This is a genomic window from Morganella sp. EGD-HP17 (genome assembly GCF_000512315.2).
Classification (GTDB): domain Bacteria; phylum Pseudomonadota; class Gammaproteobacteria; order Enterobacterales; family Enterobacteriaceae; genus Morganella; species Morganella morganii.
Map to the genome: position 1 here is coordinate 53,438 of NZ_AZRH01000016.1, position 23,731 is coordinate 77,168.

26 protein-coding genes and 1 tRNA gene are annotated in these 23,731 nt (G+C 52.3%); 16 read left to right on the forward strand and 11 right to left on the reverse strand.

The window, feature by feature from the left end:
* Positions 1-18 precede the first annotated feature (18 nt).
* From X965_RS15715 to lysA, 3 genes are all read right to left on the reverse strand, one after another.
* On the reverse strand, positions 19-1,116 hold the full coding sequence (locus X965_RS15715; RefSeq protein WP_036418798.1) for an ABC transporter substrate-binding protein: 1,098 nt from the start codon (positions 1,114-1,116) through the stop codon (positions 19-21).
* 30 nt (positions 1,117-1,146) lie between these two features.
* A complete protein-coding gene (locus X965_RS15720) occupies positions 1,147-2,106 on the reverse strand; it encodes a tRNA-dihydrouridine synthase (protein WP_036418800.1) in 960 nt (319 codons plus the stop codon).
* Positions 2,107-2,427: 321 nt separating this feature from the next.
* Positions 2,428-3,678 carry a diaminopimelate decarboxylase gene (gene lysA / locus X965_RS15725; RefSeq protein WP_036418804.1) on the reverse strand — a complete coding sequence of 417 codons (1,251 nt, stop codon included), beginning with the start codon at positions 3,676-3,678 and terminating at the stop codon, positions 2,428-2,430.
* 118 nt (positions 3,679-3,796) lie between these two features.
* On the opposite strand from lysA, the gene X965_RS15730 reads away from it, so the two are divergent.
* The gene (locus X965_RS15730; RefSeq protein ID WP_004237837.1) at positions 3,797-4,711 is read left to right on the forward strand and encodes a LysR family transcriptional regulator; all 915 of its coding nucleotides are present in this window, start codon (positions 3,797-3,799) and stop codon (positions 4,709-4,711) included.
* On the opposite strand, the gene X965_RS15735 is transcribed toward X965_RS15730, so the two are convergent.
* On the reverse strand, positions 4,701-5,627 hold the full coding sequence (locus X965_RS15735; protein ID WP_036418807.1) for a LysR family transcriptional regulator: 927 nt from the start codon (positions 5,625-5,627) through the stop codon (positions 4,701-4,703). The genes X965_RS15730 and X965_RS15735 overlap by 11 nt on opposite strands.
* A gap of 113 nt (positions 5,628-5,740) precedes the next feature.
* Between X965_RS15735 and X965_RS15740 the strand changes: the two genes are divergently transcribed.
* Positions 5,741-6,619: an MBL fold metallo-hydrolase gene (locus tag X965_RS15740; RefSeq protein ID WP_004237833.1), complete on the forward strand. Its 879-nt coding sequence runs from the start codon at positions 5,741-5,743 to the stop codon at positions 6,617-6,619.
* A 20-nt stretch (positions 6,620-6,639) separates the two neighbouring features.
* The gene (locus tag X965_RS15745; protein WP_004237832.1) at positions 6,640-7,251 is read left to right on the forward strand and encodes a DsbA family protein; all 612 of its coding nucleotides are present in this window, start codon (positions 6,640-6,642) and stop codon (positions 7,249-7,251) included.
* Here X965_RS15745 and X965_RS15750 read toward each other — a convergent pair.
* The gene (locus X965_RS15750; RefSeq protein ID WP_036418810.1) at positions 7,231-7,884 is read right to left on the reverse strand and encodes an A24 family peptidase; all 654 of its coding nucleotides are present in this window, start codon (positions 7,882-7,884) and stop codon (positions 7,231-7,233) included. The genes X965_RS15745 and X965_RS15750 overlap by 21 nt on opposite strands.
* Positions 7,885-8,125: 241 nt before the next feature.
* Here X965_RS15750 and rsmE point away from each other — a divergent pair, with 241 nt between their 5' ends.
* The 4 genes from rsmE (at position 8,126) to ruvX (ending at position 10,878) form a co-directional block, all read left to right on the forward strand.
* A complete protein-coding gene (rsmE, locus tag X965_RS15755; RefSeq protein WP_036418813.1) occupies positions 8,126-8,857 on the forward strand; it encodes a 16S rRNA (uracil(1498)-N(3))-methyltransferase in 732 nt (243 codons plus the stop codon).
* Positions 8,858-8,866: 9 nt separating this feature from the next.
* A complete protein-coding gene (gshB, locus tag X965_RS15760; protein WP_036418815.1) occupies positions 8,867-9,817 on the forward strand; it encodes a glutathione synthase in 951 nt (316 codons plus the stop codon).
* A 75-nt stretch (positions 9,818-9,892) separates the two neighbouring features.
* Positions 9,893-10,456 carry a YqgE/AlgH family protein gene (locus tag X965_RS15765; RefSeq protein ID WP_032097911.1) on the forward strand — a complete coding sequence of 188 codons (564 nt, stop codon included), beginning with the start codon at positions 9,893-9,895 and terminating at the stop codon, positions 10,454-10,456.
* A complete protein-coding gene (gene ruvX, locus X965_RS15770; protein WP_004237826.1) occupies positions 10,456-10,878 on the forward strand; it encodes a Holliday junction resolvase RuvX in 423 nt (140 codons plus the stop codon). The genes X965_RS15765 and ruvX overlap by 1 nt, the downstream gene beginning before the upstream one ends.
* 28 nt (positions 10,879-10,906) lie before the next feature.
* Here ruvX and X965_RS15775 read toward each other — a convergent pair whose 3' ends face one another.
* Positions 10,907-11,929, reverse strand: a complete 1,023-nt coding sequence (locus X965_RS15775) for a type IV pilus twitching motility protein PilT (protein WP_004237825.1) — start codon at positions 11,927-11,929, stop codon at positions 10,907-10,909.
* Between the two features lie 21 nt (positions 11,930-11,950).
* Between X965_RS15775 and X965_RS15780 the strand changes: the two genes are divergently transcribed.
* The 4 genes from X965_RS15780 to hemW all read left to right on the forward strand — a co-directional run bounded on the left by X965_RS15780 (position 11,951) and on the right by hemW (position 15,010).
* Positions 11,951-12,649 carry a YggS family pyridoxal phosphate-dependent enzyme gene (locus X965_RS15780; protein ID WP_004237824.1) on the forward strand — a complete coding sequence of 233 codons (699 nt, stop codon included), beginning with the start codon at positions 11,951-11,953 and terminating at the stop codon, positions 12,647-12,649.
* An 80-nt stretch (positions 12,650-12,729) separates the two neighbouring features.
* Positions 12,730-13,278: a YggT family protein gene (locus X965_RS15785; protein ID WP_004237823.1), complete on the forward strand. Its 549-nt coding sequence runs from the start codon at positions 12,730-12,732 to the stop codon at positions 13,276-13,278.
* A gap of 12 nt (positions 13,279-13,290) precedes the next feature.
* Positions 13,291-13,887, forward strand: coding sequence for an RdgB/HAM1 family non-canonical purine NTP pyrophosphatase (gene rdgB / locus X965_RS15790; protein ID WP_004237822.1), 597 nt, complete (start codon positions 13,291-13,293; stop codon positions 13,885-13,887).
* Positions 13,880-15,010 carry a radical SAM family heme chaperone HemW gene (hemW, locus tag X965_RS15795; protein WP_036418818.1) on the forward strand — a complete coding sequence of 377 codons (1,131 nt, stop codon included), beginning with the start codon at positions 13,880-13,882 and terminating at the stop codon, positions 15,008-15,010. The genes rdgB and hemW overlap by 8 nt, the downstream gene beginning before the upstream one ends.
* A 221-nt stretch (positions 15,011-15,231) precedes the next feature.
* Here the strand turns inward: hemW and X965_RS15800 are convergent, their stop codons facing one another.
* The 5 genes from X965_RS15800 to trmB all read right to left on the reverse strand — a co-directional run bounded on the left by X965_RS15800 (position 15,232) and on the right by trmB (position 19,200).
* Positions 15,232-16,188 carry a siderophore ABC transporter substrate-binding protein gene (locus X965_RS15800; protein ID WP_036418821.1) on the reverse strand — a complete coding sequence of 319 codons (957 nt, stop codon included), beginning with the start codon at positions 16,186-16,188 and terminating at the stop codon, positions 15,232-15,234.
* Between the two features lie 160 nt (positions 16,189-16,348).
* Positions 16,349-17,077, reverse strand: coding sequence for a DUF2884 family protein (locus X965_RS15805; protein WP_036418824.1), 729 nt, complete (start codon positions 17,075-17,077; stop codon positions 16,349-16,351).
* A 44-nt stretch (positions 17,078-17,121) separates the two neighbouring features.
* Positions 17,122-18,048: a glutaminase B gene (glsB, locus tag X965_RS15810; protein ID WP_036418827.1), complete on the reverse strand. Its 927-nt coding sequence runs from the start codon at positions 18,046-18,048 to the stop codon at positions 17,122-17,124.
* A 106-nt stretch (positions 18,049-18,154) separates the two neighbouring features.
* Entirely contained in the window at positions 18,155-18,481 is a 327-nt protein-coding gene (locus X965_RS15815) for a YggL family protein (protein ID WP_015422519.1), read from the reverse strand.
* Positions 18,481-19,200, reverse strand: coding sequence for a tRNA (guanosine(46)-N7)-methyltransferase TrmB (trmB, locus tag X965_RS15820; protein WP_036418829.1), 720 nt, complete (start codon positions 19,198-19,200; stop codon positions 18,481-18,483). Before trmB ends, X965_RS15815 begins: the two co-directional genes overlap by 1 nt.
* Positions 19,201-19,428: 228 nt before the next feature.
* On the opposite strand from trmB, the gene mutY reads away from it, so the two are divergent.
* The 5 genes from mutY to X965_RS15845 all read left to right on the forward strand — a co-directional run bounded on the left by mutY (position 19,429) and on the right by X965_RS15845 (position 23,577).
* A complete protein-coding gene (gene mutY / locus X965_RS15825; protein ID WP_036418842.1) occupies positions 19,429-20,466 on the forward strand; it encodes an A/G-specific adenine glycosylase in 1,038 nt (345 codons plus the stop codon).
* 25 nt (positions 20,467-20,491) lie between these two features.
* On the forward strand, positions 20,492-20,764 hold the full coding sequence (locus tag X965_RS15830; protein ID WP_004237812.1) for an oxidative damage protection protein: 273 nt from the start codon (positions 20,492-20,494) through the stop codon (positions 20,762-20,764).
* 69 nt (positions 20,765-20,833) lie between these two features.
* On the forward strand, positions 20,834-21,910 hold the full coding sequence (mltC, locus tag X965_RS15835) for a membrane-bound lytic murein transglycosylase MltC (protein ID WP_036418831.1): 1,077 nt from the start codon (positions 20,834-20,836) through the stop codon (positions 21,908-21,910).
* 174 nt (positions 21,911-22,084) lie between these two features.
* Positions 22,085-22,160, forward strand: a tRNA-Phe gene (locus tag X965_RS15840).
* A 160-nt stretch (positions 22,161-22,320) separates the two neighbouring features.
* Entirely contained in the window at positions 22,321-23,577 is a 1,257-nt protein-coding gene (locus tag X965_RS15845; protein WP_032097874.1) for an integrase arm-type DNA-binding domain-containing protein, read from the forward strand.
* The last annotated feature ends 154 nt before the right edge of the window (positions 23,578-23,731 follow it).

The following is a 23,731-nucleotide window of genomic DNA, read 5'->3' on the forward strand; positions in this document are numbered from 1 at the left end:
CCATTACTGCGCTCTGTATTACCGTCCTGTATCGCTGTTACCGGTCATATTGGCATCCAGGCTGAGGATTTCCCGTATTTGTGCGTCTGTCAGATCGGTATCAAAGAACTGCTTAAAGAACTGACGGATATCCTGCTGTATTGCCGCATCATCTGCCGGTTTACGCTTAACCCGCGCTTCAATCCATTTCATCATCAGCGGCGTTTCGATCCCCGGTGCATCCCAGCGGTAAATACCGATAGGGGCTTTATAGACACGTCTGTTCTTCACGGCTGAAATCGTTTCTGCGCCCTGCCAGCCGACCGTATTCCGGTACACATCTTCCGGCACGAATGAATCAAACTGGCTCAGAATAATAATTTCAGGATCCAGGTTGACCACCTGCTCTGCCGATACCGTGATCCAATTTGGTTTCACCGGCATATCATCTGTCAGATTAATGCCCCCGGCCCGGTTGATCATCAGGCTGTTTACCGAGGTTTTGCCGGCCACCGTCAGGTTTTTGTCTCTGACATACAAAATGCCCGGCTTTCCGTACGGCATTTCACGAATAGTCACCGGAGTTGAGTCTCTTGTCACCGTGTTCACTGACTCAATCTGATGATCAAAAAAAGCCAGTAAATCTGCGACCCGCTTTTCTTTGCCCAGAATATCGCCCAGCAACCTGATCCCGTTTTTCACATCATCCAAATCACCGTATCTGATTGCCACCGCCGGGATACCGAGTTTATCCAGTTTCTCTTTTTCTTCTTTCTGGTAATCCCAGATAATCACCAGATCCGGGTTTAACCTGACCAGCTCTTCACCGTTAATCGTGAAATCTTTATTCACAAAAGTGCTGTTCACCTTCTCAATTCCGGGCGCCAGTGTTTTTAAAATACTGTTGCGGTAAGCCTCTTTTGCTGACGGATGCATCCCGGCAATTTTTGCATCTGAACCATCCACCACATAAATCATCGACATCCACGGAATAGGCACAACCGCAATCCGCTCTACCGTATCCGGAATAGTGACCCGGTTTCCGGTGAGATCGGTGATTTCTTTTGCCCCGGCACAATTGAAACACAGCAGTAATACACCGGCACTGAAAATACGTTTTAAGACTGATATTGCCATGTTATCTTCCTGTCATTGTATTTACTGTTATCAGCGAAATGCCCGGATATACGGACGGGGAATTAATTTACGATCATATTTCAGTAAATATTCCAGATACCAGTTAGGATTGCGTAATAACCCGCGACCGACAGCAATTAAATCCGCATACTGATGTTCTAATATATCATCAGCCAGTTGGTGATCACGAATACCCCCGACAACAATAACCGGTTTTTCACAGCCTTTTTTTACCCCTTTGGTATCTTCCAGCTGATAAGCAACACCTTTATTTGTTCCGTGCATCTGACTGCCGCCATTAGATATATGCACAATATCAATAAGCGGATTTATATTACGCAGAATTTTTTGTGTAAATGAAATACTGTCTTCTTCGCAGTAACGGGTGCCGATACGTAAAATAATAGCTTTATCTTCCGGCCAGGATTTGCGGACTGCGGTCAGTAATTCAGTCAGGAAAATAACCGGATCGGCATATTTATCGCTGCGCTGATTTGTCCGCCTGTCAATAAACTGAGAAATCAGAAACTCGTGAGATGCCATAATTTCCACGGCATCAAAACCGGCTTTATCTGCCCGTGCCGCCGCGTGTGTATAACAGTCAAACAATGCCGTAATATCTTCTGCGGTTAATGCATTAATATCCTGAATAATATTGCCGGATTCCAGCCGTGACTTGCTGCCTGCATGATTAAGCTGAATCGCCACTTTGCTGCCTTCATTTTGCAGCATCGCCACAATCTGCGCCAGCATCGTGACATGCCCGTCCTCATATAAACCCAGCGCGCCACTGCCCAGACGACCGTCAGCGGTAACAGCGCACTCTTCCATAATAATCAGCCCGACCTGACCGACAGCAAAAGACATATAATGCGCCAGATGAAAGTAATTCGCGTAGCCGTCAGCAGCGCGTTTTATTCTGACCGGCGGATAAACTAATTTATTTTTAAGTGTTAATTTTTCTGATACAAATGGCTGCATTAAATTCATAATACGCACGTCCCCGGAAAAAGCTGACCGGCACTGTTATATAAAAACTGTACCGGCGATAAATAATAAAGTAACTAAAGGGATAATAGAGGTAACAGTGCGGGGACTCTATGACAGGTAATCTGTTTTATAACGTCTGTCACACTCTGCCGGGATACCGCCTCCGGATGCAGTTATTGCGTTAATAATCATTATTATATTGTTATCTTTATGTGATAATAAATAACAATAATATACTCCCGGGGAGTATAAAAATAAAATCCACGGGATGTTATTCCCGGGGATTTTCAATATCAGTCAGAAACAATAACGGATAATATATTATTCAGTGATTTCCAGCGCCATCAGTTCATCAATTGTCTGACGACGGCGGATCAGTTTTGCCTTTCCGTCAGTAAATAAGATTTCCGGTAATAACGGACGGCTGTTGTAATTCGATGACATCGACGCACCGTATGCCCCGGTATCGTGAAAGACCAGAAAATCATTCACACCGGCTTCCGGTAATGCACGCGGCACCACCATTCCGCCTTCCAGCTGGGTAAACACATCCCCGGATTCACATAACGGCCCGGCCACAATCGTTTCCCGCACTGTGCTGTTTTGCAGCTCTCCCGCTGCCGGTAACACAGAAATATGGTGATAACTGCCGTACATGGCCGGACGCATCAGGTCATTAAAACCACTGTCCACCAGCACATAGTGACGGCTCCCCATACCTTTGACCGCCCGCACCTGTGCCAGCAGAATACCGGATTCCGCCACCAGATAACGACCCGGTTCAATTTCCAGGGTGATCTCACGGCCGAGATGGCGGGCAATACGTGCCCGGGCGGCATCCCAGAGTGAAAAATAATTATCGATATCAATAACTTCATCCCCTTCACGGTAAGGGGTCGATAATCCGCCGCCGGCAGAAATCGCGCGGATATCCAGATTATTAGTGATCACCAGTTCGGCCATGGCATCACAGACCGTAGCCAAGTGCTCATAATCCACACCGGAACCGATATGCATATGGATGCCGGTTAATGTCAGCTGATAATGGCTGATCTCCGCCAGTGCTTCACCGAGATCCGCAAACCAGATCCCGTGTTTGCTGTTCTCGCCACCGGTATTGGTTTTCTGGCTGTGGCCGTGACCAAACCCCGGATTAATGCGCAGCCACACCGGGTGTCCCGGACGACGGGCACCAATCTGGCGCAGCATATCCACCGAGCCGGTATTCACCGCGATGCCGAGTTCCAGCACGCGATCCAGCGTTTCTTCTGTGATCATATCGGCGGTGAAAACAATCTCATCCGGACGGTAACCGGCTTTCAGTGCCCGTTCGATTTCCCCTGCGGATACAGAATCCACCTTTACACCATGCTCATGCATCAGGCGCAGAATATGAATATTCGAATTGGCTTTCTGTGCAAAACGGATCACATCAAAGCGGTTCAGCCGGGCAATGCGGCTGACAATCACCTCACTGTCATACAGCCACAGCGGGGTACCGTATTGCTGAGCTAAGCTGCGCAGGGCATCCGGGGTAAACGGGGCACGGAGTGTTTTGGTTGCGATGGTCATGATGTTGTGCTCTTTTTGATCGTGATCTCATTTTTTTCCATCGTGACAAAAATTCTGCGCGATTTAAAATATCTGATTTGCTAAGATCTATTCATTACTGATATGAACTTGATGAATAATGGAACACTACTCCTGGCGTCACATTGATATTTTCCACGCGGTTATGACAACAAAAAGTCTGACGGATGCCGCGCAACTGCTGCATACCTCACAGCCGACGGTCAGCCGGGAGCTTGCCCGTTTCGAAAAAATCCTCGGGTTCCGTGTTTTCGACCGCATCAAAGGCCGCCTGCACCCGACAGAACAGGGGCTGCGGTTATTTGAGGAAGTGGAGCGATCGTATTACGGGCTTGAGCGCATCAGCCGGGCAGCGGAGAGCATCCGCCAGTTTCAGCATGCCCAGCTGGCAATCACCTGTCTGCCCGCCTTTGCTCAGTCATTACTGCCCGCGGTCTGCCGCACATTTCATGCGCAGTATCCGGATGTGAATTTTGAAATCGCCCCGCAGGAATCACCGCTTCTTGAAGAGTGGCTCTCCGCCCAGCGCTATGACCTCGGGATCACCGAACATCAGCTGACACCACCCGGCACCCTGCAGGAAACCCTGCTCACGCTCAGTGAAGTCTGTGTGCTGCCGGAGTCGCATCCGCTGTGCAGCAAATCAGTACTGACCCCTGCTGATTTTGCGCAGCAGAATTTTATCAGTCTGTCCGTTGCGGACAGTTACCGGCAGAAAATCGATACATTGTTCAGTGAAAAGCAGATCCCGCGCCGGATGATCATGGAAACACACAGTGCGGCCTCGGTATGTGCCATGGTCAGGGAGGGGCTGGGGGTGTCTGTCGTTAACCCGCTGACTGCCATGGATTGCAGCGGAATTTGTGTCCGCCCGTTCAGTGAGGATATTCCGTTCACCGTGAGCCTGATCCGCCCGCTGCACAGACCGCATTCTGTACTGACAGATATTTTTATCACCCATCTCCGCCAGCATATGCAGGCCGTTCTGCGGCAGTTAAAGCGGGTTACCGGTTAGTTTTTTCATCCAGCAGATACGGCAGCCAGTCCGGCGAATGCGCAAACCACTCCGCCAGAAAATCCAGCAGCAGGCGCAGCGGCCGCGCCATATGCTCGCGGCTGGTATAAATGCCATAAATGCCGAGCGCAGGCAGCCGGTATTCAGGAAACAGACGTACCAGTCGCCCGGTTTTCAGATGTTCATACACCGAACAGTAAGGCTGCAATGCAATACCTTCCCCGTTCAGCGTTGCTTCCAGCAGAAAAGTGGATTCATTGGCACTGAGCGCCCCGCTTACCGGGACAGAAATCACCTGTTCATCCCGTTCAAACAGCCACAGACTGCGGCCGTAAAAATTATAGGTCAGACAGGTCAGTTCACTGAGCGCTTCGGGTGACGGCGGGTACCCATGCTTTTCCAGATAGGCCGGTGACGCACAGACCACAGAATCACAACGGGAAAGCGGCTTCGCGATCAGGTTTGGTTCGAGATTGTTGGTGATGCGGATCCCCAGATCAATGCGCTCCTCCACCAGGCTGATCGCCTTGTTTGTGACCTGCACATCGACAGCAACAGCCGGATAGCGGGCCCGGAACTGCACAAGCGCCTTTGACAGTGCCACCATCGCCAGTGACTGGGCACAGGTGACACGCACCAGGCCGCTGACCGCCTCATCTTCCGTCACCACCGGACGGGCAATCGCCGTTGCCAGTGACAGCAATTCCCGGCTTTGCGTCAGCACCGCTTCACCGGCGGAGGTCAGCGTCAGACTGCGGGTTGTCCGGTTCAGCAACCGCACACCGGCCCAGTTTTCCATTTCGGCCAGATAGCGCGTGACCATCGCGCGGGACATTCCCAGCATATCCGCAGCTTTGCTCATGCTGCGCTGTTCGGTAATGGTAATAAAAACCTGAGCGGCAGTGATCCTGTCCATTTTATTTGTCCGGTTTATGCAACAATGAAGACCGGATTATGGGGTTTTTCCGGCGGATTATGCAACTTATTATAGCGTCATCTTAACGATTCACCTGCAAAAAGGATAACACCATGACTTCTGCAATCCGTACCTCACTGGTATTCAGCGCCCTGATGGGGGCTTCTTTTGTTACTGCCGCCGCACCGCTGTCGCTGGAAGTGTATAACCCCGGCGAAAAAAGTATCTTCCCGGTTTCCTCGGAAATCATCAGCGGCAAAAATGAGGTGGTTCTGATTGATGCCCAGTTTCAGAAAGATGATGCTCAGGTACTGGCGGATAAAATCCGTGCGACCGGCAAAACGCTGACCACCATTTATATCAGCCATTCTGATCCGGATTTCTATTTCGGTCTGGATGAACTGAAAAAAGCCTTCCCGCAGGCTAAGATTGTCGCCACTCCGCAGACCGTCGCACTGATTAAAGAGAGCAAAGACGGCAAACTGGCTTACTGGGGACCGGTTCTGAAAGAGAATGCCCCGCAGAGTATCATTGTGCCGGAACCGTTAGAAGGCAACCGCATTATGCTGGAAGGGGAAAGTATTCTGATTGAGGGACTGAACAGCCCGGCGCCGGAGCGCAGTTATGTATGGGTGCCGTCACTGTCCGCAGTGATGGGCGGCGTGCTGGTTTCAGAGAATATCCATGTCTGGCTGGCGGATACGCAAACCCCGGAATCCCGTCAGTACTGGCAGCAGTCGCTGAAAAGTATGCAGGACAAACATCCGGCCACCGTGGTGCCCGGCCATTATGTCGGTAACAGCCATTTTTCACCGGCTGCCATTACCTTTACCGCAGATTATCTGACCCGTGCGGAAACCGCTCTGAAAGAGAGTAAGGACTCACAGCAGATGATCAGCACACTGAAAGCCGCTTACCCGGCCCTGGCGGATGAGTCAAGCCTCGAACTGAGTGCCAAAGTGCTCAAAGGCGAAATGCGCTGGCCGCAGTAATCTGATTTAAGGAAAACAGAATGTCAGTAAAAACGCTGCACTATATTTATGATCCGCTCTGCGGCTGGTGTTATGGTATCGCGCCGTTTATTCAGGCCGCACATAAACAGGGCGTGACGATCGCCCTGCACGGCGGCGGGATGATCACCGGCTCACAGCGCCGCCCGGCAGATGACAGCATGCGGGAGATGATCCGCAACCACAATCAGCGCATCACTCAGCTGACCGGACAACCGTTTACCGATGCCTTTTACACCCTGCTGAAAAATCAGGAGTGGGTGATGGATTCCGTGCCGCCGATTGCCGCTATTCTCAGTGCACAGGCGCAGTCCGGTAAAGGCATTGACATGCTGGAAGCCTGCCAGAAAGCCTATTATCAGGACGGGCTGCCGCTTAACCGCGATACTTTGCGCAGACTGGCGGATAAACTGGGTATCAGTGATATTCAGTCTGATAATACTGAGCAGCATATTCATGAGAGCCGTCAGTTATTTGTGCATAACCCGACCGGCGGCTTCCCGACCCTGCTGCTGGAAGAGGACGGCGCATTTCAGCACATCCCGAACCAGGCTGTACTCGGTGCGGAATCACACTGGGAAAGGCTGATCCCGTTACTGAAAACGACTGCCTGATATCATTCCCATCACCATAATCATCCCCGCAATTAAATGCGGCCCGAAGGCAATAATGCGCGGGCCGCATCGCGGGTGATGATGACAGCGGTGACGTAAATATTGCAGCCCGGACACCACCAGCGCGGACACACAGGCCAGCATCAGCAACAGCGCGAGCTGTTCCGCCCCCACCCAGGCACCGGAGGCAGAAAACAGTTTGATATCCCCGCCGCCCAGGCCGCTTTTTTTCCGGCACCAGGCATAGCCTTCCGCCACACTCCAGAGCAGAAAAAAACCGCCGATCACCCCGTACAACGCGGAAGAGAACGTCACCAGGCGAACCTCATTCTGAAACAGCAATCCGGCCCACAGCACCGGAAACACCAGTTTATCCGGCAGATAAAATACCGAGTTATCAATATGAAACAGCATCACCAAGCACAAAAACAGCAGTGTCAGAAACAGGACATACACACCCTGCCCGTCTGACCAGAACACTATCAGCACGCCGGATAACAGGCAGTGCAGATACAGCCACCCGCCCGGTAACCGCTGCGGATACTGATAGTAATGGCGCAGAATATATTCCGTCCCGGCTTTCAGCGGCGGCGGCAAAAATACTCCCCAGATAATCATAATCAGCCAGTCCATGTTTCCCCCGCGCCTTTCTCTGTTGCGATATCCGCAGCCTGCCTGACCGTCCCGGGAAAGACACGTTTTTTTCCCTGATTACAGCCGAATTACATTTTTTTTCGATCCATCACGCAATATTGACAGTTACCCCGGCATGTAATGATCCCGGCTGATGCTTGCAGTGAGGATCCCCCCTCTATTATCATGGGGCAATGTGTATCAACCGGCAGCGTGCCGGCAGAACGTAAAGGATATTTTCATGCGGATCCCGCGCATTTATCACCCCGCCACTTTAACCCCCGGCATGGTGACAGAACTGACAGATGACGGCACCAACCATGTTGCCCGTGTGCTCCGGATGAAAACCGGCTATTCCCTGATCCTGTTTAACGGCACCAACCGGATTTTTAATGCCGAAATTACGGATATCAGCAAAAAAAGTGTGTCCGTCCGTGTAACAGATGAGCAGGACGACAACCGCGAATCCCCGCTGTTCATCCATCTCGGACAAGTGATGTCACGCGGCGAAAAAATGGAATTCACCATTCAGAAATCCGTTGAACTGGGTGTTCAGATTATTACCCCCCTGATCTCTGAACGCTGTGGTGTTAAACTGGACGGTGAACGGCTGGACAAAAAACAGCAGCAGTGGCAGAAAATTGCCATCGCCGCCTGCGAGCAGTGCGGCCGCAACGTGATTCCGGAGATCCGCCCGGTGCAGAGTCTGGAAGCATGGTGTGCGGAAAATGATGATGCCCTGAAGATAAATTTACATCCGCGTGCATCACAAAGTATCAATACACTGCCCGCAGAAACCGCTAAAGTGCGATTGCTGATTGGCCCGGAAGGCGGGCTGTCGGCAGAGGAAATCGCGATGACCGCCGGTCATCAGTTTACCGACATATTATTAGGGCCGCGTGTATTACGCACAGAAACCACCGCGCTCACTGCAATCACCGCATTGCAGGTGCGTTTCGGCGATCTGGGTTAAGGAGAAAAAATGATCAAGCTCGGTATTGTGATGGATCCTATCGATTCCATCAAAATCAAAAAAGACACCAGTTTCGCGATGCTGCTCGAAGCACAGCGCCGTGGTTATGAAATCCATTATATGGAGATGAATGACCTTTATCTGCATCAGGGCGTTGCCCGTGCCCGTACCCGCACTCTGACGGTGAAAGAAGACCCGGCAGGCTGGTATCAGTTCGGCAGTGAGCAGGATATCGCGCTGGGTACACTGAATGTCATTCTGATGCGCAAAGATCCGCCGTTTGATACTGAATTCATTTACGCCACCTATATCCTGGAGCGTGCGGAAAGTGCCGGTTCCCTGATCGTCAACAAACCGCAGAGCCTGCGCGACTGTAACGAAAAACTGTTCACCGCCTGGTTTGCCGATCTGACCCCGGACACCCTGGTCACCCGCAGTGCACAGCGTCTGCGTGAGTTCCACAAAAAACACGGTGATGTGATTTTCAAACCGCTCGACGGCATGGGTGGTGCGTCTATTTTCCGTCTGAAACAGGATGACCCTAACGTCGGTGTGATTATCGAAACCCTGACAAATCACGGTCATACTTTCTGCATGGCGCAAAACTTCCTGCCTGCCATCAAAGACGGTGACAAACGTATCCTGGTGGTGGACGGCGAGCCGGTTCCTTACTGCCTGGCGCGCATTCCGGCCAAAGGCGAAACGCGCGGTAACCTCGCTGCCGGTGGTCACGGTGAAGTGCGTCCGCTGAGTGAGAGCGATTGGGCCATTGCCCGCAGCGTGGCACCGGTCCTCAAAGAAAAAGGTCTGATTTTTGTCGGCCTCGATGTAATCGGCGACCGCCTGACTGAAATCAACGTAACCAGCCCGACCTGTGCCCGCGAAATTGAAGCCGCACAACCGGATGTTTCTGTCACCGGCATGCTGATGGATGCCATTGAAAAACGTCTCGGCCGGTAACAGCCGGCGCTGTGTCTGTACATTCACACCCGCAGGCTGTTTTTTCCGGTCTGCGGGCAGACTGAAAAGAAGGTTATGAACTTACAACATCATATTCTCATTGCTATGCCCTCGCTGGATGATCCGTATTTTGCGCGTTCAGTTGTGTATCTGTGTGAACACAATGAAAACGGGGCGATGGGACTGGTGATCAACAAACCGATCGAACAGCTGTCTGTCGGTAAAATTCTGCAGAAGCTGAAAATCTCCCCGGACATCCGTGATGAAAATCAGTCGCTGGAAAAACCGGTTCTGGTCGGCGGTCCCGTTTCCGAAGAGAACGGCTTTGTTCTGCACTCCGGTGATAAAAAGTACGCTGCCAGTACCCGCCTGACCGATGACCTGTTTCTGACCACCTCAAAAGACGTGCTGGAAACGCTGGGAACCGCAGAGCAACCGGAGCACTACCTGATGACGCTCGGTTACTCAAGCTGGACGGCCGGTCAGCTGGAGCGGGAAATCATGGAAAACAGCTGGCTGGTGGCGGATGCCAGCGAGCGCCTGCTGTTCCGTACCCCGATGCCCGACCGCTGGCGCGAAGCTGCCGCCGGTATCGGCGTGAATATTTACACCATCGCACAACAGGCCGGACACGCATAATGAGCAGCAATACTGTGATTGCCTTTGATTTCGGCACCAAAAGCATTGGTGTGGCTGTCGGTCAGACCATCACCGGCACCGCCCGCCCGCTGGCGGCACTGAAAGCCCGTGAGGGAATTCCTGACTGGGAGCTGATCGCCGCTGTGTTCCGTGAATGGCAGCCGGATTATGTGGTTGTCGGCCTGCCGCTCAATATGGACGGCACGCCGCAGCTGGTCACAAATCAGGCGAAAAAATTCGCTAACCGCCTGCACGGGCGTTTCGGGATCCGCGCTGAACTCCATGACGAGCGCCTCAGCACAGTGGAAGCCCGCGCCAATCTGTTTGCAGACGGCGGCTACCGCGCTCTCGGCAAAGACAAAGTGGATTCCGCCTCTGCCGTGATTATCCTTGAAAGCTGGTTCGAACAGCTTTACGGCTGACTATCCCGCACCCGGCGCGCTGTACTGTTTACCATGCCGGTACCGCGCCCGCCTCCCCGGCTATCTCCCCTCTGCCGCGCCGCCATTGCAGGCACTGCTCCTCCGTCATCATCCCGGACTGTGCGCCTGACTGCTGGTGAGAGGCAATCTGATACGCTTTATTATCACGGATAAGGCTCGCCACCGCCGGGGTATTGATCAGCACATCAAACAGTGCACAGCGTCCGCCGCCCTGTTTAGCCACCAGATGCTGGCTCAGCACGGCCACCAGACTGCCTGCCATCTGGCTGCACACACGGTTTTTCTCCGCACCGCTGAACACATCTGTCAGCCGCTCAATCGCCGCAATCGCGCCTCTGGTGTGGAGCGTACTCAGCACCAGATGCCCGGTTTCCGCCGCCGTCAGGGCAAGCCGGATAGCCGCCTCATCCCGCAATTCCCCCAGCATAATCACATCCGGATCCTGTCTCAGCGCGGCTGTCAGCCCCTGCTGATAATCCTCACAATCACGGCCGATTTCCCGCTGGCGGATCAGCGACTGCCTGCTGCGGTGACGGAACTCCACCGGGTCCTCGAGGGTAATCACATGCCGCCGGAAATGCTGATTGATATAACTGAGCAGCGCCGCCAGCGTGCTTGATTTTCCGCTGCCGGTCGCCCCGGTGACCAGAATCAGGCCGCTTTGCGTTTTTGACAGCAGCCCGGCAAACACCGGCGGTGCCAGGATATCCTCCAGAGAAGGAACTGCGGGGCTTATCAGCCGCAGTGCGGCGTTCAGCAATCCCCCCGCCATAAAAATATTCACCCGCAAAGGTTGATCGCGGATAAACAACGCAAGATCCGCCTGCCCTTTTGTCATCAATCTGTGGTAATTTGCCTGGTCGAGGATCGTCTTTACCCAGCCGCGCAGTGCGTCATCGGTTACCGCCGCACAGTGTGTCTGCGAAAAAAGCTCTCCATCCACCCGTAACACCGGCACCTGACCAACACAAAGGTGCAGATCGGATGCATTATGCTTTACACTAAGGGCGATTAAATTATCCATATTCATTAGGTTATCTCCCGGATCATCATGAAACCAATAAAAGACAATCTGACAGAAATCAGAGAACGTATAACCGCTGCGGCGCAAAAATGCGGCCGCGATCCACACACAGTGACCTTACTTGCCGTCAGTAAAACCAAACCTGTGAGCGCGCTCGAAGAAGCGATAGCTGCCGGACAAACCCGCTTTGGTGAAAACTACGTCCAGGAAGGCGTTGAAAAAATTCAGTATTTCTCTGCGAATCAAAATCTGGAATGGCACTTTATCGGCCCGCTGCAGTCTAATAAAAGCCGTCTGGTTGCGGAGCATTTTGACTGGTGTCATACCATCGACCGGCTGAAAATCGCCCAGCGCCTGAGTGACCAGCGTCCGGCAGATAAAGCACCGCTGAATGTACTTATCCAGATCAATATCAGTGATGAGAACAGTAAATCCGGTATCACCCTTGCGGAATTACCGGCGCTGGCGGAGCAGGTTGCCGTACTGCCGAATGTCTGTCTGCGCGGACTGATGGCAATACCTGCACCGGAAACGGATCCTGAGCGCCAGTCTGCGGTTTTCCGTCAGATGGAAACGGCTTTCCGTGAACTGCAGGGGAAATACCCGCAGGCGGATACGTTATCGATGGGCATGACCGACGATATGGATGCTGCAATTACCTGCGGTTCGACCATGGTACGCATCGGCACTGCAATTTTCGGTGCGCGTAACTATTCTGTATCCTGATCATTCGGTATCATGACCTTCCGGTACCTTAGTGCGTTATCACAAACCGGTTAATTTGTTTTCTGTTAAGGATTTCACCGATGCAAACACTGAATTTTGTTGTCACCACGCTCCTGCATGCCTATGCCACGATTTTACTGCTGCGTGTCTGGATGCAATGGGCGCGCGCGGACTTTTATAATCCGTTTGCCCAGTTTGTCGTGAAAGCCACACAGCCGGTTGTCCGTCCGCTGCGCCGTATTATTCCGGCTATCGGCCCGATTGATACGGCTTCTGTGCTGGTGGCCTATGTTGCCGTACTGCTGAAACTGCTCTTTCCGTGGTTTCTGGCCGGTTTTCAGGGACAACTCGGCGGGCTGATGCTGTTAGTCGCTTTCTTTAATCTTCTTTATCTTGCAGGTATGACGGTATTCTGGGTGATCCTCGCCCGCGCGCTGCTGAGCTGGTTCAGCCAGGGCCGCAACCCGGTGGATTATGTACTGATGCAGCTGACCGAGCCGCTGATGTCGCCGTTCCGCCGTATCATTCCGCCGATGGGCGGTATTGATTTCTCTGCAATGATTGTCATTTTTATTCTGTATGCACTGGGCTATCTCTATAACGATATTGTTCAGTGGATATTTATGTAATCAGGCGCTGATATGACCCGCAAAATTGTTTTAGCTACCGGCAATGCCGGAAAAGTCCGCGAAATGGCCTCACTGCTGGCGGATGCCGGTATGGATGTGGTGGCACAGACGGAACTGGGAGTCGGCTCCGTTGAGGAAACCGGCCTGACCTTTGTTGAAAATGCCATTATCAAAGCGCGTCACGCAGCAAAAGTAACCGGTTTACCGGCTATTGCGGATGACTCCGGGATTTCCGTCGATTACCTCGGCGGTGCGCCGGGGATCTACTCCGCCCGCTATGCCGGAACTGACGGCAACGACGGCGCCAATATCGTAAAACTGCTGGCCGCCCTTGACGGCGTACCTGTGGCGCAGCGTCAGGCGCACTTCAACTGTGTACTGGTGTATATGCGTCACGAAAATGACCCGACACCGATCATCTGCCACGGCCGCTGGGCCGGTGTGATTGCAGAGCAGGCGCAGGGCGAAGGCGGTTTCGGTTATGATCCTGTCTTCTGGCTGCCTGAACTGAATAAAACTGCCGCGCAGCTGCGTCCGGAAGAGAAACAGGCTATGTCTCACCGCGGCAAAGCGCTGGCACTACTGTCGGAAGCCCTGCGTAATGGGTAAGCTTCCCCCGCTCAGTCTGTATATTCATATCCCGTGGTGTGTTCAGAAGTGCCCTTACTGTGATTTCAACTCTCACGCGCTGAAAGGTGAAGTGCCGCATGATGATTATGTGGCACATCTGCTGGCGGATCTGGATGCCGATCTGCCGCTGGTTGCCGGTCGCGAAATCCGCACTATCTTTATCGGCGGCGGCACCCCCAGCCTGCTGAGTGCGGAAGCGATGCAGACACTGATGGACGGCGTACGTGCCCGTATTCCTGTCGCGGCAGATGCGGAAGTGACCATGGAAGCCAACCCGGGCACTGTGGAAGCCGATCGTTTCAGCGGCTACCAGAAAGCCGGTATCAACCGCATTTCCATTGGAGTGCAGAGCTTCGGTGATGACAAACTGATCCGCCTCGGGCGTATTCACGATGCCGGAGAAGCCAAACGGGCTGCCCGGCTCGCGGCGACACTCGGACTGCGCAGTTTTAACCTCGACCTGATGCACGGGCTGCCGGAGCAGCATCTCGGCGAAGCGCTCAGTGACCTGCGCCAGGCGATTGAACTCGCCCCGCCGCATCTTTCCTGGTATCAGCTGACGATTGAACCGAACACCAGTTTCGGCTCCCGCCCGCCGGTGCTGCCGGATGACGACCTGCTGTGGGATATTTTCTCACAGGGCCATCAGTTACTGACACAGGCCGGTTATGTGCAGTATGAAACCTCCGCGTATGCAAAACCGGGATTTCAGTGTCAGCATAACCTCAACTACTGGCGTTTCGGGGATTACCTCGGGATCGGCTGTGGTGCGCACGGCAAAATTTCGTTTGCTGACGGACGCATTCTGCGGACAGTCAAAACCAAACATCCGCGCGGTTATATGGAAGGGCGCTATCTTGATCAGCAAAATGAGGTGGCAACGGAAGACCGGCCGTTTGAGTTCTTTATGAACCGGTTCCGCCTGCTGGAAGCGATGCCGCGCCGGGATTTCACCGATTATACCGGACTGCCGGAATCCGTGGTTCGTCCGCAGATTGAAGCGGCACTGAATGCCGGTGAGATTTCTGAAACCGCAACCCACTGGCAGATAACCGAACACGGCAAGTTATTCCTCAATACGTTGCTGGAACGGTTTTTATAAAACAAAAACCCGGCCGCTTTCACGTCCGGATGAGATTGCTGACAAAGCAGGATAAAACGTGGTTTTTCCTGCTTTGTGTTATCAGCCGAAAATCAATAAATTGATTTTCCTGGTTTATTTTTACAACCCCTGGCGGTCGTCGCCAACCCCTGCGGGTTTGTCAACGGCCTGACCCGGCCGTTTTCACGTCCGGGTTTTTATTATTTATCTGAATCAGCGGATTACAGCGCGCTTTCCACGGCCTGCACCTGACGGTTCAGACTGTCCAGCCCGCCGCCGGAGAGATACCAGAGATCCGGCTGTAACACGATAATCTTGTCATTTTTAAAGGCATTGGTCTTTTTCACACCATCGGTTTCAAAAGCCGCTTTATCCCACTGCCCTGCACCAATCGCCGCGCTGCGGTCAATCACCAGAATCACATCCGGATTCAGCTCTGCCACCATTTCCGGAGTCACCAGCGGGCGTTTATCTTTCTCTGCTTTCGGGTCAACCGGAATATCAACAGCAGCCGCTTTCACCACCTGATAGACAACCGGCTGTTTATTCGGGAATAATTTACCGTCATTATGCAGCATCACCAGCACTTTCTTACCGGATTTGGCGGCTTTTTCCTGAGCCTGAGCAACGGTTTTATTCAGTGCGGCCAGTTCTTCTGCGGTTTTCTTCTCAATATCATAAAGCTGACCGATCAGAGTAATATTCGCCTCTGCCGCAGCCAGATAATCATCACCGCCGGTACCGAGGTTCACTGTCGGCGCGATTTTGTTCAGTTCATCAAATGATTTGCCCTGACGGCCGGTGATCACAATCAGATCCGGCTTCAGTTCTGCAATTTTTGCCAGGTCCGGCGTTTTCATTCCGCCTGCATCAGCGACTTTGCTGTCCACCTGACCTTTCAGATATGACGGCAGATTGCCCAGCGGCAGCGCGACAACATTGTCAACCAGTCCCAGCTTATTCATGGTGTCGTACACACCAAAGTCAAACAGCACCACGCGGGATGGCTTTTGTGCCACTTTCGCAGAGCCCGACTGATGTTCGATGGTCAGCAGCGGGCTTTTATCCGCCACGGCGGCAATATGATTCGGGGTATATTTCGGCGCGGAGTCAGCCAGCGCGGAAGCGGAGGCAAAGCCTAAAAACGGAATTAACACTAACGGAATGATCTTTTTCATGTTCCTGCCTGATTAAATGCGTTTAACGTCGCAGTTCATTCTAGGCAGAAGCCGAAACATGTCAATCAAATAAGAATCATTATCATAACAATTACCATTTATTTGAACCTGATCGGTTAAAAAAGCAGTTACCGGCACAGAATGTACCGGTAACCTTATATTACTTAAGGGAATTTATCAGCTGAATACGCTGTTGTTCCATGGTAGTGACTTTGCCGCACACCTGTTTGCTGAACTGTTTAAAATCATCTTCCTGTTCACGCACGGCCTGCTGTAAGGATTTCTGTAACCCGTCCAGCCCGCTCAGTGCCGCACCGGCGGCGCTTTTGTCACCGGTCAGCCCGGCAAGCAGCTGTTTGCGGCCGATTTCATTGATAGCATCCTGAAGCATACCGCCGAGGCGCTGCTGGATCTGCGCCCGTCCGTCCTGCTCCACCTGCTTAATCGCCTGATGATGGAAGGCATAACCATCCGGACGGGTTTCAATGATCCGATCAACCTGTTTATTCAGATCCGCTTCCAGGGTTGTCAGATGGCCGCGCAGTTTGCTGTCCTGCCCCATCTCTTTGATCAGCACTTTATCCACAGCCTGACGGGATTTACCGATCCGGTTTACCGCCTGCTGTTTTATCCACGGCACATCCTGACGCACACCTGACTGGTAGCGTTTTGCATCCGCACTCTGTGCGGCGCTGAGTGTCAGGGATTTGCCGTCGCGGGTGATCTGCCCGTCAGGGGTGATCTTCATTTCCCCGCTTTTCCCGATCACCTGCACATAGGCCGGTGTGATAACCAAATCATCCTGCGGGGTGACACTGCACTGATACCCTTCCGCCGATGCCAGTGACGCGGCACCCAGACTCAGAACGGCAATCCATTTACGTAACATAAACACTCCTGATTCTCAGACAGCGGACGCTGAACCCGGCGGGTTCAGAAAATAGAGCGCCCGATTTTTGCGGATAACATTTCTAAGGCAGCGCAACCGGCCAAAGAGTTCCCTGAATCATCCAGTTCCGGAGACCAGACCACCACAGAAAACTCACCCGGCACCACACAGACGATCCCGCCGCCGACCCCGGATTTACCGGGCATGCCTATCCGGTAAGCAAATTCCCCGGAACCGTCATACATCCCGCAGGTCAGCATCAGGGCATTTATCTGCCGTGACTGCAACGGCGTGATCACAGGCTCCTGACCGCCCAGCGGCACACCGCCGTTGGCCAGATAAGCAAAACAGGTTGCCAGTTCAGCACAGTTCATTGAGAGTGCGCAATAGTGAAAATAGTTCTCCAGCACAGTCAGTACATTATTCTCAAAATTGCCGAAGGATTTCATCAGGAAAGCAATAGCCGCATTGCGGCTGCCGTGCTCCAGTTCAGAACGTGCCACCTGCAAATCATAAGTGATATCCTGACTGCCGGTCAGTTTGCGGACAAACTCCAGCATCCGCTGACGCGGCGCACTGAGGCGGGACTGCAGCATATCCGCGATAATAATCGCCCCGGCATTTATAAAGGGATTGCGCGGAATACCCTTTTCCATCTCCAGCAGCACCAGTGAGTTAAACGGCAGACCGGACGGCTCTTTGCCGACCCGCGACCAGATCTCCGATTCCTTATAACGCGTCATCGCAAGTGTCAGACTCAGCACTTTGGAAATGGACTGCACCGAAAAGCGCTGATACGCATCACCGGCGGCAAAAATCTCCCCGTCCACGGTACACACCGCGATCCCCAGCCAGTCAGGTGAGACTTCCGCCAGCGCCGGAATATAATCCGCCACTTTACCGGAGCCAATCAGCGGCCGGACACGGTGTAAGATATCGTCCAGCAGTTCATTACTAAAGTGTGTGGTCAAGGTTGTTACTCCAAAACACGGCACGCCACAACTCCGGAGGCCGGAGAGAGATAAGGGCACCTTTTCAGGTGCCCTTATTAATAATTAGCGTGGTAAGAAATTTATCTCAGTCCCACCAGATATCGAACAGTTCAGACATCTGAATGTTCTGCATCCCTTTGGCTTTCAGCCAGTCACCCACCAGCTTACGGTGCTCATCGGTACATTCACCGATTTTCTGTAAACAGACCATGGCTTCCCAGCTCAGGTAACCGCTGGCATCCAGCGCCAGGCCGTTCGGCTCGATCACTTCCTCAACCAGCTGGTCAACGGTGCGGTCGATAGTGTCGACATCAGTGCCTTCCGGGAAGTCCCATTTGAAGGAAAAACCGAGTTCGCGGAACTCATCGATACGCATTTTTTTCCGTAAACGACGACTACGTTGTGTTGCCATTATTTCATCCTCTCAAACATCAGATCCCAGACGCCATGGCCTAAGCGATGGCCGCGTTTTTCAAACTTCGTGACCGGCCGGGTTTCCGGGCGCGGTACATAATCCTGTGTTGCTGACAGATTGCGGTAACCCGGTGCCTGAGTCATGACCTCAAGCATGTGCTCCGCATACGGCTGCCAGTCTGTCGCCATATGGAAGATACCGCCCTGCGTCAGTTTTGTCCGCACTTTTTCCGCAAACGGCAGCTGAACAATGCGCCGTTTATTGTGACGGGCCTTATGCCACGGATCAGGGAAGAACAGCTGCACCATATGCAGGCTGTTATCCGGGATCATTTTATCCAGCACTTCGATGGCATCATGGCACATCACCCGCAGGTTCGTCACCCCGGCTTCCTGCGCATCCGCCAGACAGGCACCGACACCCGGAGCATGCACTTCAATCCCCAGATAGTTTTTATCCGGATTCTGTTTCGCCATCTCCACCAGAGAGGCGCCCATGCCGAAACCGATCTCCAGTGTGACCGGTGCATCACGCCCGAACAGTGCGGTAAAATCCAGCAGTTCCGGGGTAAAATCCACCCCTGCTGACGGCCACAGGTCTGTCAGGGCATCTTCCTGACGTTTGGTCAGCCGTCCCTGACGGCGCACAAAACTGCGGACACGGCGCAGGGCTCTGCCGTCTTCATTAAATTCCGGCGAAATTACATTGTTGATCATAAGGTTTGCTGTCAGTATCCCGGCAAAAATAAATCATAATGTGTCCGGCACAACGGGCTGCGCTGCGCTGACACACGCAAAGTGCGGCAAGTTTAGCAAGAGACAACCGACTTCGCACCGGTTAATCATCCTCTTTCGCACAATTTCAGGCAAAAGTTGGTTTACAGTCGCAAAACAGTGTGCTGGAATTCCCGTCAATTAAAACTATTCAATTATTATTTTATTCTCATGGAAGCACAGCAATTTTCGCAATCGGTTCTGACGTGGTATCACCGCTACGGCAGAAAAAACCTGCCCTGGCAGCAGGAGAAAACGCCTTACCATGTCTGGCTCTCTGAAGTGATGTTACAGCAGACCCAGGTGGCAACGGTTATTCCTTATTTTAACCGTTTTATTGAACGGTTTCCGGCGGTCACAGACCTGGCTGCCGCCCCACTTGATGAAGTGCTGCATTTATGGACCGGGCTCGGCTATTACGCCCGTGCCCGCAATCTGCATAAAGCCGCGCAGACTATCGCTTCTGAATTCGGCGGACAGTTCCCGGTCACGTTTGAGGATGTGGTTGCCCTGCCCGGTGTCGGGCGCTCAACCGCAGGCGCGATTCTGTCCCTCTCTCAGAATCAGCATTTCCCGATTCTGGACGGCAATGTCAAACGGGTGCTGGCGCGCTGTTACGCCGTCAGCGGCTGGCCCGGTAAAAAAGAGGTGGAAAACCGTCTCTGGGCGATCGCCGAAGATGTGACCCCGGCTGACGGTGTGCAGTATTTTAATCAGGCGATGATGGATCTGGGCGCGATGGTCTGCACACGCAGCAAACCCAAGTGCGAGCTGTGCCCGCTGCAGTCCGGCTGCATTGGGTATGCAGAGCACAACCCGGCGGCGTATCCCGGAAAAAAACCGAAACAATCAATTCCGGAAAAAACCGCTTACTTTCTTATCATTCAGCATGATAATGAGATCTGGCTGGAAAAGCGTCCGGCAAAAGGGATTTGGGGCGGATTATACAGTTTTCCGCAGTTTGCAACGGAAGACGCCATGCTCGACTGGCTGACACAACGCCGCATCAGCCACTCACCATTACAGCAGCTGATTGCCTTCCGCCACACATTCAGCCATTTTCATCTGGATATTGTGCCCGTTGCCGTAAACGTCACCGATCGCACAGCAGTCCATGACGACAGCGACGGGATTTGGTATAACAGCCAAAATCCGCCGGCGATCGGCCTGGCCGCCCCGGTGGAAACCTTGCTTAAGCAGATCGGGTAAAGAACCCCATTTTTGAGGATGTTACATGAGCAGAACAATTTTTTGCACTTTTCTTCAGCGTGAGGCTGACGGCCAGGATTTTCAGCTCTATCCGGGCGAATTAGGTAAACGTATTTTTAATGAGATTTCCAAAGAAGCCTGGCAGCAGTGGATGTCCAAACAGACCATGCTGATCAACGAGAAAAAACTCAGCACCATGAACCCGGATGATCGCAAACTGCTGGAACAGGAGATGGTCAAATTCCTGTTTGAAGGCCACGATATCCACATTGAAGGCTATACACCGCCTGAAAAATAACCCTGTCATCAGAGCCCTTTCCCGGCTCTGATGTTGTATCTGAACCCGGATCACACCGTATTTATACCCATGAAAAAACTTGCTGCACTGATCATTATTGCGCCGCTGCTGGCTTCCTGTACCGGTTCACAGGAACAGACGGATTACCGTCCTGAATATGTTAAGGATACCAACGGATTTGATATTCTGATGGGTCAGTTTGCCCATAACATTGAAAATATCTGGGGTATAAAAGAAGTTCTGATCGCCGGTCCGAAAGATTACGTCAAATACACCGATCAGTACTACACCCGTTCCCATATCAACTTTGATGCCGGTACCGTCACTATTGAGACGCTGGCGGGGGTTGAGCCGGAAGCGCATCTGCGTCAGGCGATTATCAATACCCTGCTGATGGGAGAGGATCCGGGCTCGGTTGACCTCTATTCTGATGCCAACGATGTCACCATCAGTAAAGAGCCGTTCCTGTTCGGCCAGGTGCTGGATCATACCGGACAGCCGATCCGCTGGGAGTGGCGCGCCACCAAATTCGCGGATTATCTGGTGACCAACCGTTTACAGCGCCGCCAGTCCGGCTCACAGATGATCACCTATATCACCCTGAAACTGGTGCCGAACCATCTGGATCAGCGTGCTCACAAATACCTGCCGCTGGTTCGTCAGGCATCCGCCAAATACGGCGTGGAAGAGTCTCTGATCCTTGCGATTATGCAGACGGAATCCAGCTTTAACCCGTATGCGGTCAGCCGCTCTGATGCGCTGGGACTGATGCAGATTATGCCGAACACCGCCGGACGTGATGTGTTTAAATCACAGGGCCGCTCCGGTGTACCGGGCCGCAGCTATCTGTTTGACCCGGCAAGCAACATCGATACCGGTACCGCATATCTGGCGATTCTGCAGAATACCTATCTCGGTGAGATCAGCAACCCGACATCACGGCGCTATGCGGTGATCACTGCCTACAACGGCGGTGCGGGCAGTGTGCTGCGTGTCTTCCACAGTGATAAGAAACAGGCCGCCCGCATTATCAGCGGTATGGAGCCGGGTAAAGTGTATGAAACCCTGACGACAAAACACCCGTCCGGAGAATCCCGCAATTACCTGCGCAAAGTAAACGACCTGCAAAAAGGTTACCGCCGTTAAACTTTCCGGCGGGCAGCATCCGCAGTTGTCCGCCGGTAATTTTACGTGTTATGCCGTAAAAACAGACGTTATTGATTAAAACTTCAGTAAATTGCAGAAAAAACCGGCACTTGATTAAATTTGAAGGAAATAAGATTGACGCCCCGAACGGAATCGGGTTTAATACGCCTCGTTGCCCGGATAGCTCAGTCGGTAGAGCAGGGGATTGAAAATCCCCGTGTCCTTGGTTCGATTCCGAGTCCGGGCACCACTATTCTTTCTTTATACTTACCTATGAGTCCTTATATTGTTTAAATTCAATAGGTTGGTGTAAAAAGTCTTTCTGATACGTTTTTATTTATCCCTTCGTATCCAGAGATTTTTGGGTCAGATTGTGGGTCATTCAGTTCGACAACTGGAGTGACCCTCACATGTTAACTGACAGCAAGATTCGCTCAGCAAAATCATATAAACTCACCGACTCGCAAGGCCTGTACCTGATGGTATCTGCCAGCGGTACTAAGCTATGGTATTTCCGCTATCGCCTCAACGGTAAAGAAAGTCGTCTGGCCTTCGGCCCTTACCCTCAGACTACGCTGGCGGAAGCCCGTGAAAAGCGCGATGCAGTGCGGAAGCTACTGGCGTCCGGTATCAACCCTTCTCAGCTTCGCAAGGCACATAACAATACCGTTGATGAATCCCGCACATTTCAGTATGCCGCGACAACATGGCACTCCAGCAGACTTAAGCTCTGGTCTGAAACCCACGCTGATAAAATTCTCACCTGCCTGAAACGCTACGTTTTTCCCACTATTGGCGCGATGGATATCACCCAAATTGAAACCCACCATCTGGCACAGTTGGTTAAGGTAATTGACGATAAAGGCGTGCATGACGTTGCCGGGAGGGTTCGCCAGCATCTGAAGAAAATCATGCGCCATGCCGTACAGCAGGGAGTGATCAAATACAATCCTGCTTACGATTTAGATGGTATCGTAACCCCCGTAGTGTTCCAACATCACCCCGCCTTACTCCTGAAACACCTGCCAGAATTGCTGGAAAAGATTAGTAATTACAAAGGCAGGAAACTAACCCGCCTAGCACTGGAGCTTAATCTTCATGTCTTCCTGCGCTCCAGTGAGCTACGCCTCGCTCGCTGGGATGAGTTTAACCTGAAAGCACATATCTGGACGGTGCCTGCAAAGCGTGAGACCGTAAAAGGCGTGAGATTCTCGGAGCGTGGTGCAAAAATGAAGGATGAACATCTGGTGCCATTATCACGACAGGTTGCTTCCCTGCTTGAGCAAATTAAGGAAATCACAGGGGAGTCAATGTTTGTCTTTGCAGGCGCGCATTCAATGGATAAGCCAATGAGTGAAAACACTATCAATAAAGCACTGCGCGTAATTGGCTACAACACCAAAACCGATGTCTGCGGCCATGGTTTCCGCACAATGGCCTGTAGTGCCCTGAATGAATCAGGGCTGTGGTCAAAAGATGCCATTGAACGGCAAATGAGCCATAAGGAACGCAATGGCGTAAGAGCTGCTTACGTGTATAAAGCGGAACATTTAGAAGCCCGCATAGAAATGATGCAATGGTGGTCTGATTATTTAGACGCCAGCCGTATAGAATATATTGCGCCATATATTTATGCCCGACAATATAAATCCATAGGTGCCGCTTGATAGTTACTTCAATAGTAAAAATAAATTTCCGGCCAGAGTAATATGATTCTATATTTTTCTCGGTAGGTCACTAGTATACTGACAGGTAAATACCCCCTTCAAATTCAATTTAATTAATAAAAAAACTCAAACTTCCAACATTAACCAATTAAAT

Coding starts and splice junctions, on each gene's coding strand:
- X965_RS15715 (WP_036418798.1), bottom strand. CDS start 1,116: ATGGCAATATCAGTCTTAAAACGTATTTTCAGTGCCGGTGTATTACTG.
- X965_RS15720 (WP_036418800.1), bottom strand. CDS start 2,106: ATGAATTTAATGCAGCCATTTGTATCAGAAAAATTAACACTTAAAAAT.
- lysA (WP_036418804.1), bottom strand. CDS start 3,678: ATGACCATCGCAACCAAAACACTCCGTGCCCCGTTTACCCCGGATGCC.
- X965_RS15730 (WP_004237837.1), top strand. CDS start 3,797: ATGGAACACTACTCCTGGCGTCACATTGATATTTTCCACGCGGTTATG.
- X965_RS15735 (WP_036418807.1), bottom strand. CDS start 5,627: ATGGACAGGATCACTGCCGCTCAGGTTTTTATTACCATTACCGAACAG.
- X965_RS15740 (WP_004237833.1), top strand. CDS start 5,741: ATGACTTCTGCAATCCGTACCTCACTGGTATTCAGCGCCCTGATGGGG.
- X965_RS15745 (WP_004237832.1), top strand. CDS start 6,640: ATGTCAGTAAAAACGCTGCACTATATTTATGATCCGCTCTGCGGCTGG.
- X965_RS15750 (WP_036418810.1), bottom strand. CDS start 7,884: ATGGACTGGCTGATTATGATTATCTGGGGAGTATTTTTGCCGCCGCCG.
- rsmE (WP_036418813.1), top strand. CDS start 8,126: ATGCGGATCCCGCGCATTTATCACCCCGCCACTTTAACCCCCGGCATG.
- gshB (WP_036418815.1), top strand. CDS start 8,867: ATGATCAAGCTCGGTATTGTGATGGATCCTATCGATTCCATCAAAATC.
- X965_RS15765 (WP_032097911.1), top strand. CDS start 9,893: ATGAACTTACAACATCATATTCTCATTGCTATGCCCTCGCTGGATGAT.
- ruvX (WP_004237826.1), top strand. CDS start 10,456: ATGAGCAGCAATACTGTGATTGCCTTTGATTTCGGCACCAAAAGCATT.
- X965_RS15775 (WP_004237825.1), bottom strand. CDS start 11,929: ATGAATATGGATAATTTAATCGCCCTTAGTGTAAAGCATAATGCATCC.
- X965_RS15780 (WP_004237824.1), top strand. CDS start 11,951: ATGAAACCAATAAAAGACAATCTGACAGAAATCAGAGAACGTATAACC.
- X965_RS15785 (WP_004237823.1), top strand. CDS start 12,730: ATGCAAACACTGAATTTTGTTGTCACCACGCTCCTGCATGCCTATGCC.
- rdgB (WP_004237822.1), top strand. CDS start 13,291: ATGACCCGCAAAATTGTTTTAGCTACCGGCAATGCCGGAAAAGTCCGC.
- hemW (WP_036418818.1), top strand. CDS start 13,880: ATGGGTAAGCTTCCCCCGCTCAGTCTGTATATTCATATCCCGTGGTGT.
- X965_RS15800 (WP_036418821.1), bottom strand. CDS start 16,188: ATGAAAAAGATCATTCCGTTAGTGTTAATTCCGTTTTTAGGCTTTGCC.
- X965_RS15805 (WP_036418824.1), bottom strand. CDS start 17,077: ATGTTACGTAAATGGATTGCCGTTCTGAGTCTGGGTGCCGCGTCACTG.
- X965_RS15815 (WP_015422519.1), bottom strand. CDS start 18,481: ATGGCAACACAACGTAGTCGTCGTTTACGGAAAAAAATGCGTATCGAT.
- trmB (WP_036418829.1), bottom strand. CDS start 19,200: ATGATCAACAATGTAATTTCGCCGGAATTTAATGAAGACGGCAGAGCC.
- mutY (WP_036418842.1), top strand. CDS start 19,429: ATGGAAGCACAGCAATTTTCGCAATCGGTTCTGACGTGGTATCACCGC.
- X965_RS15830 (WP_004237812.1), top strand. CDS start 20,492: ATGAGCAGAACAATTTTTTGCACTTTTCTTCAGCGTGAGGCTGACGGC.
- mltC (WP_036418831.1), top strand. CDS start 20,834: ATGAAAAAACTTGCTGCACTGATCATTATTGCGCCGCTGCTGGCTTCC.
- X965_RS15845 (WP_032097874.1), top strand. CDS start 22,321: ATGTTAACTGACAGCAAGATTCGCTCAGCAAAATCATATAAACTCACC.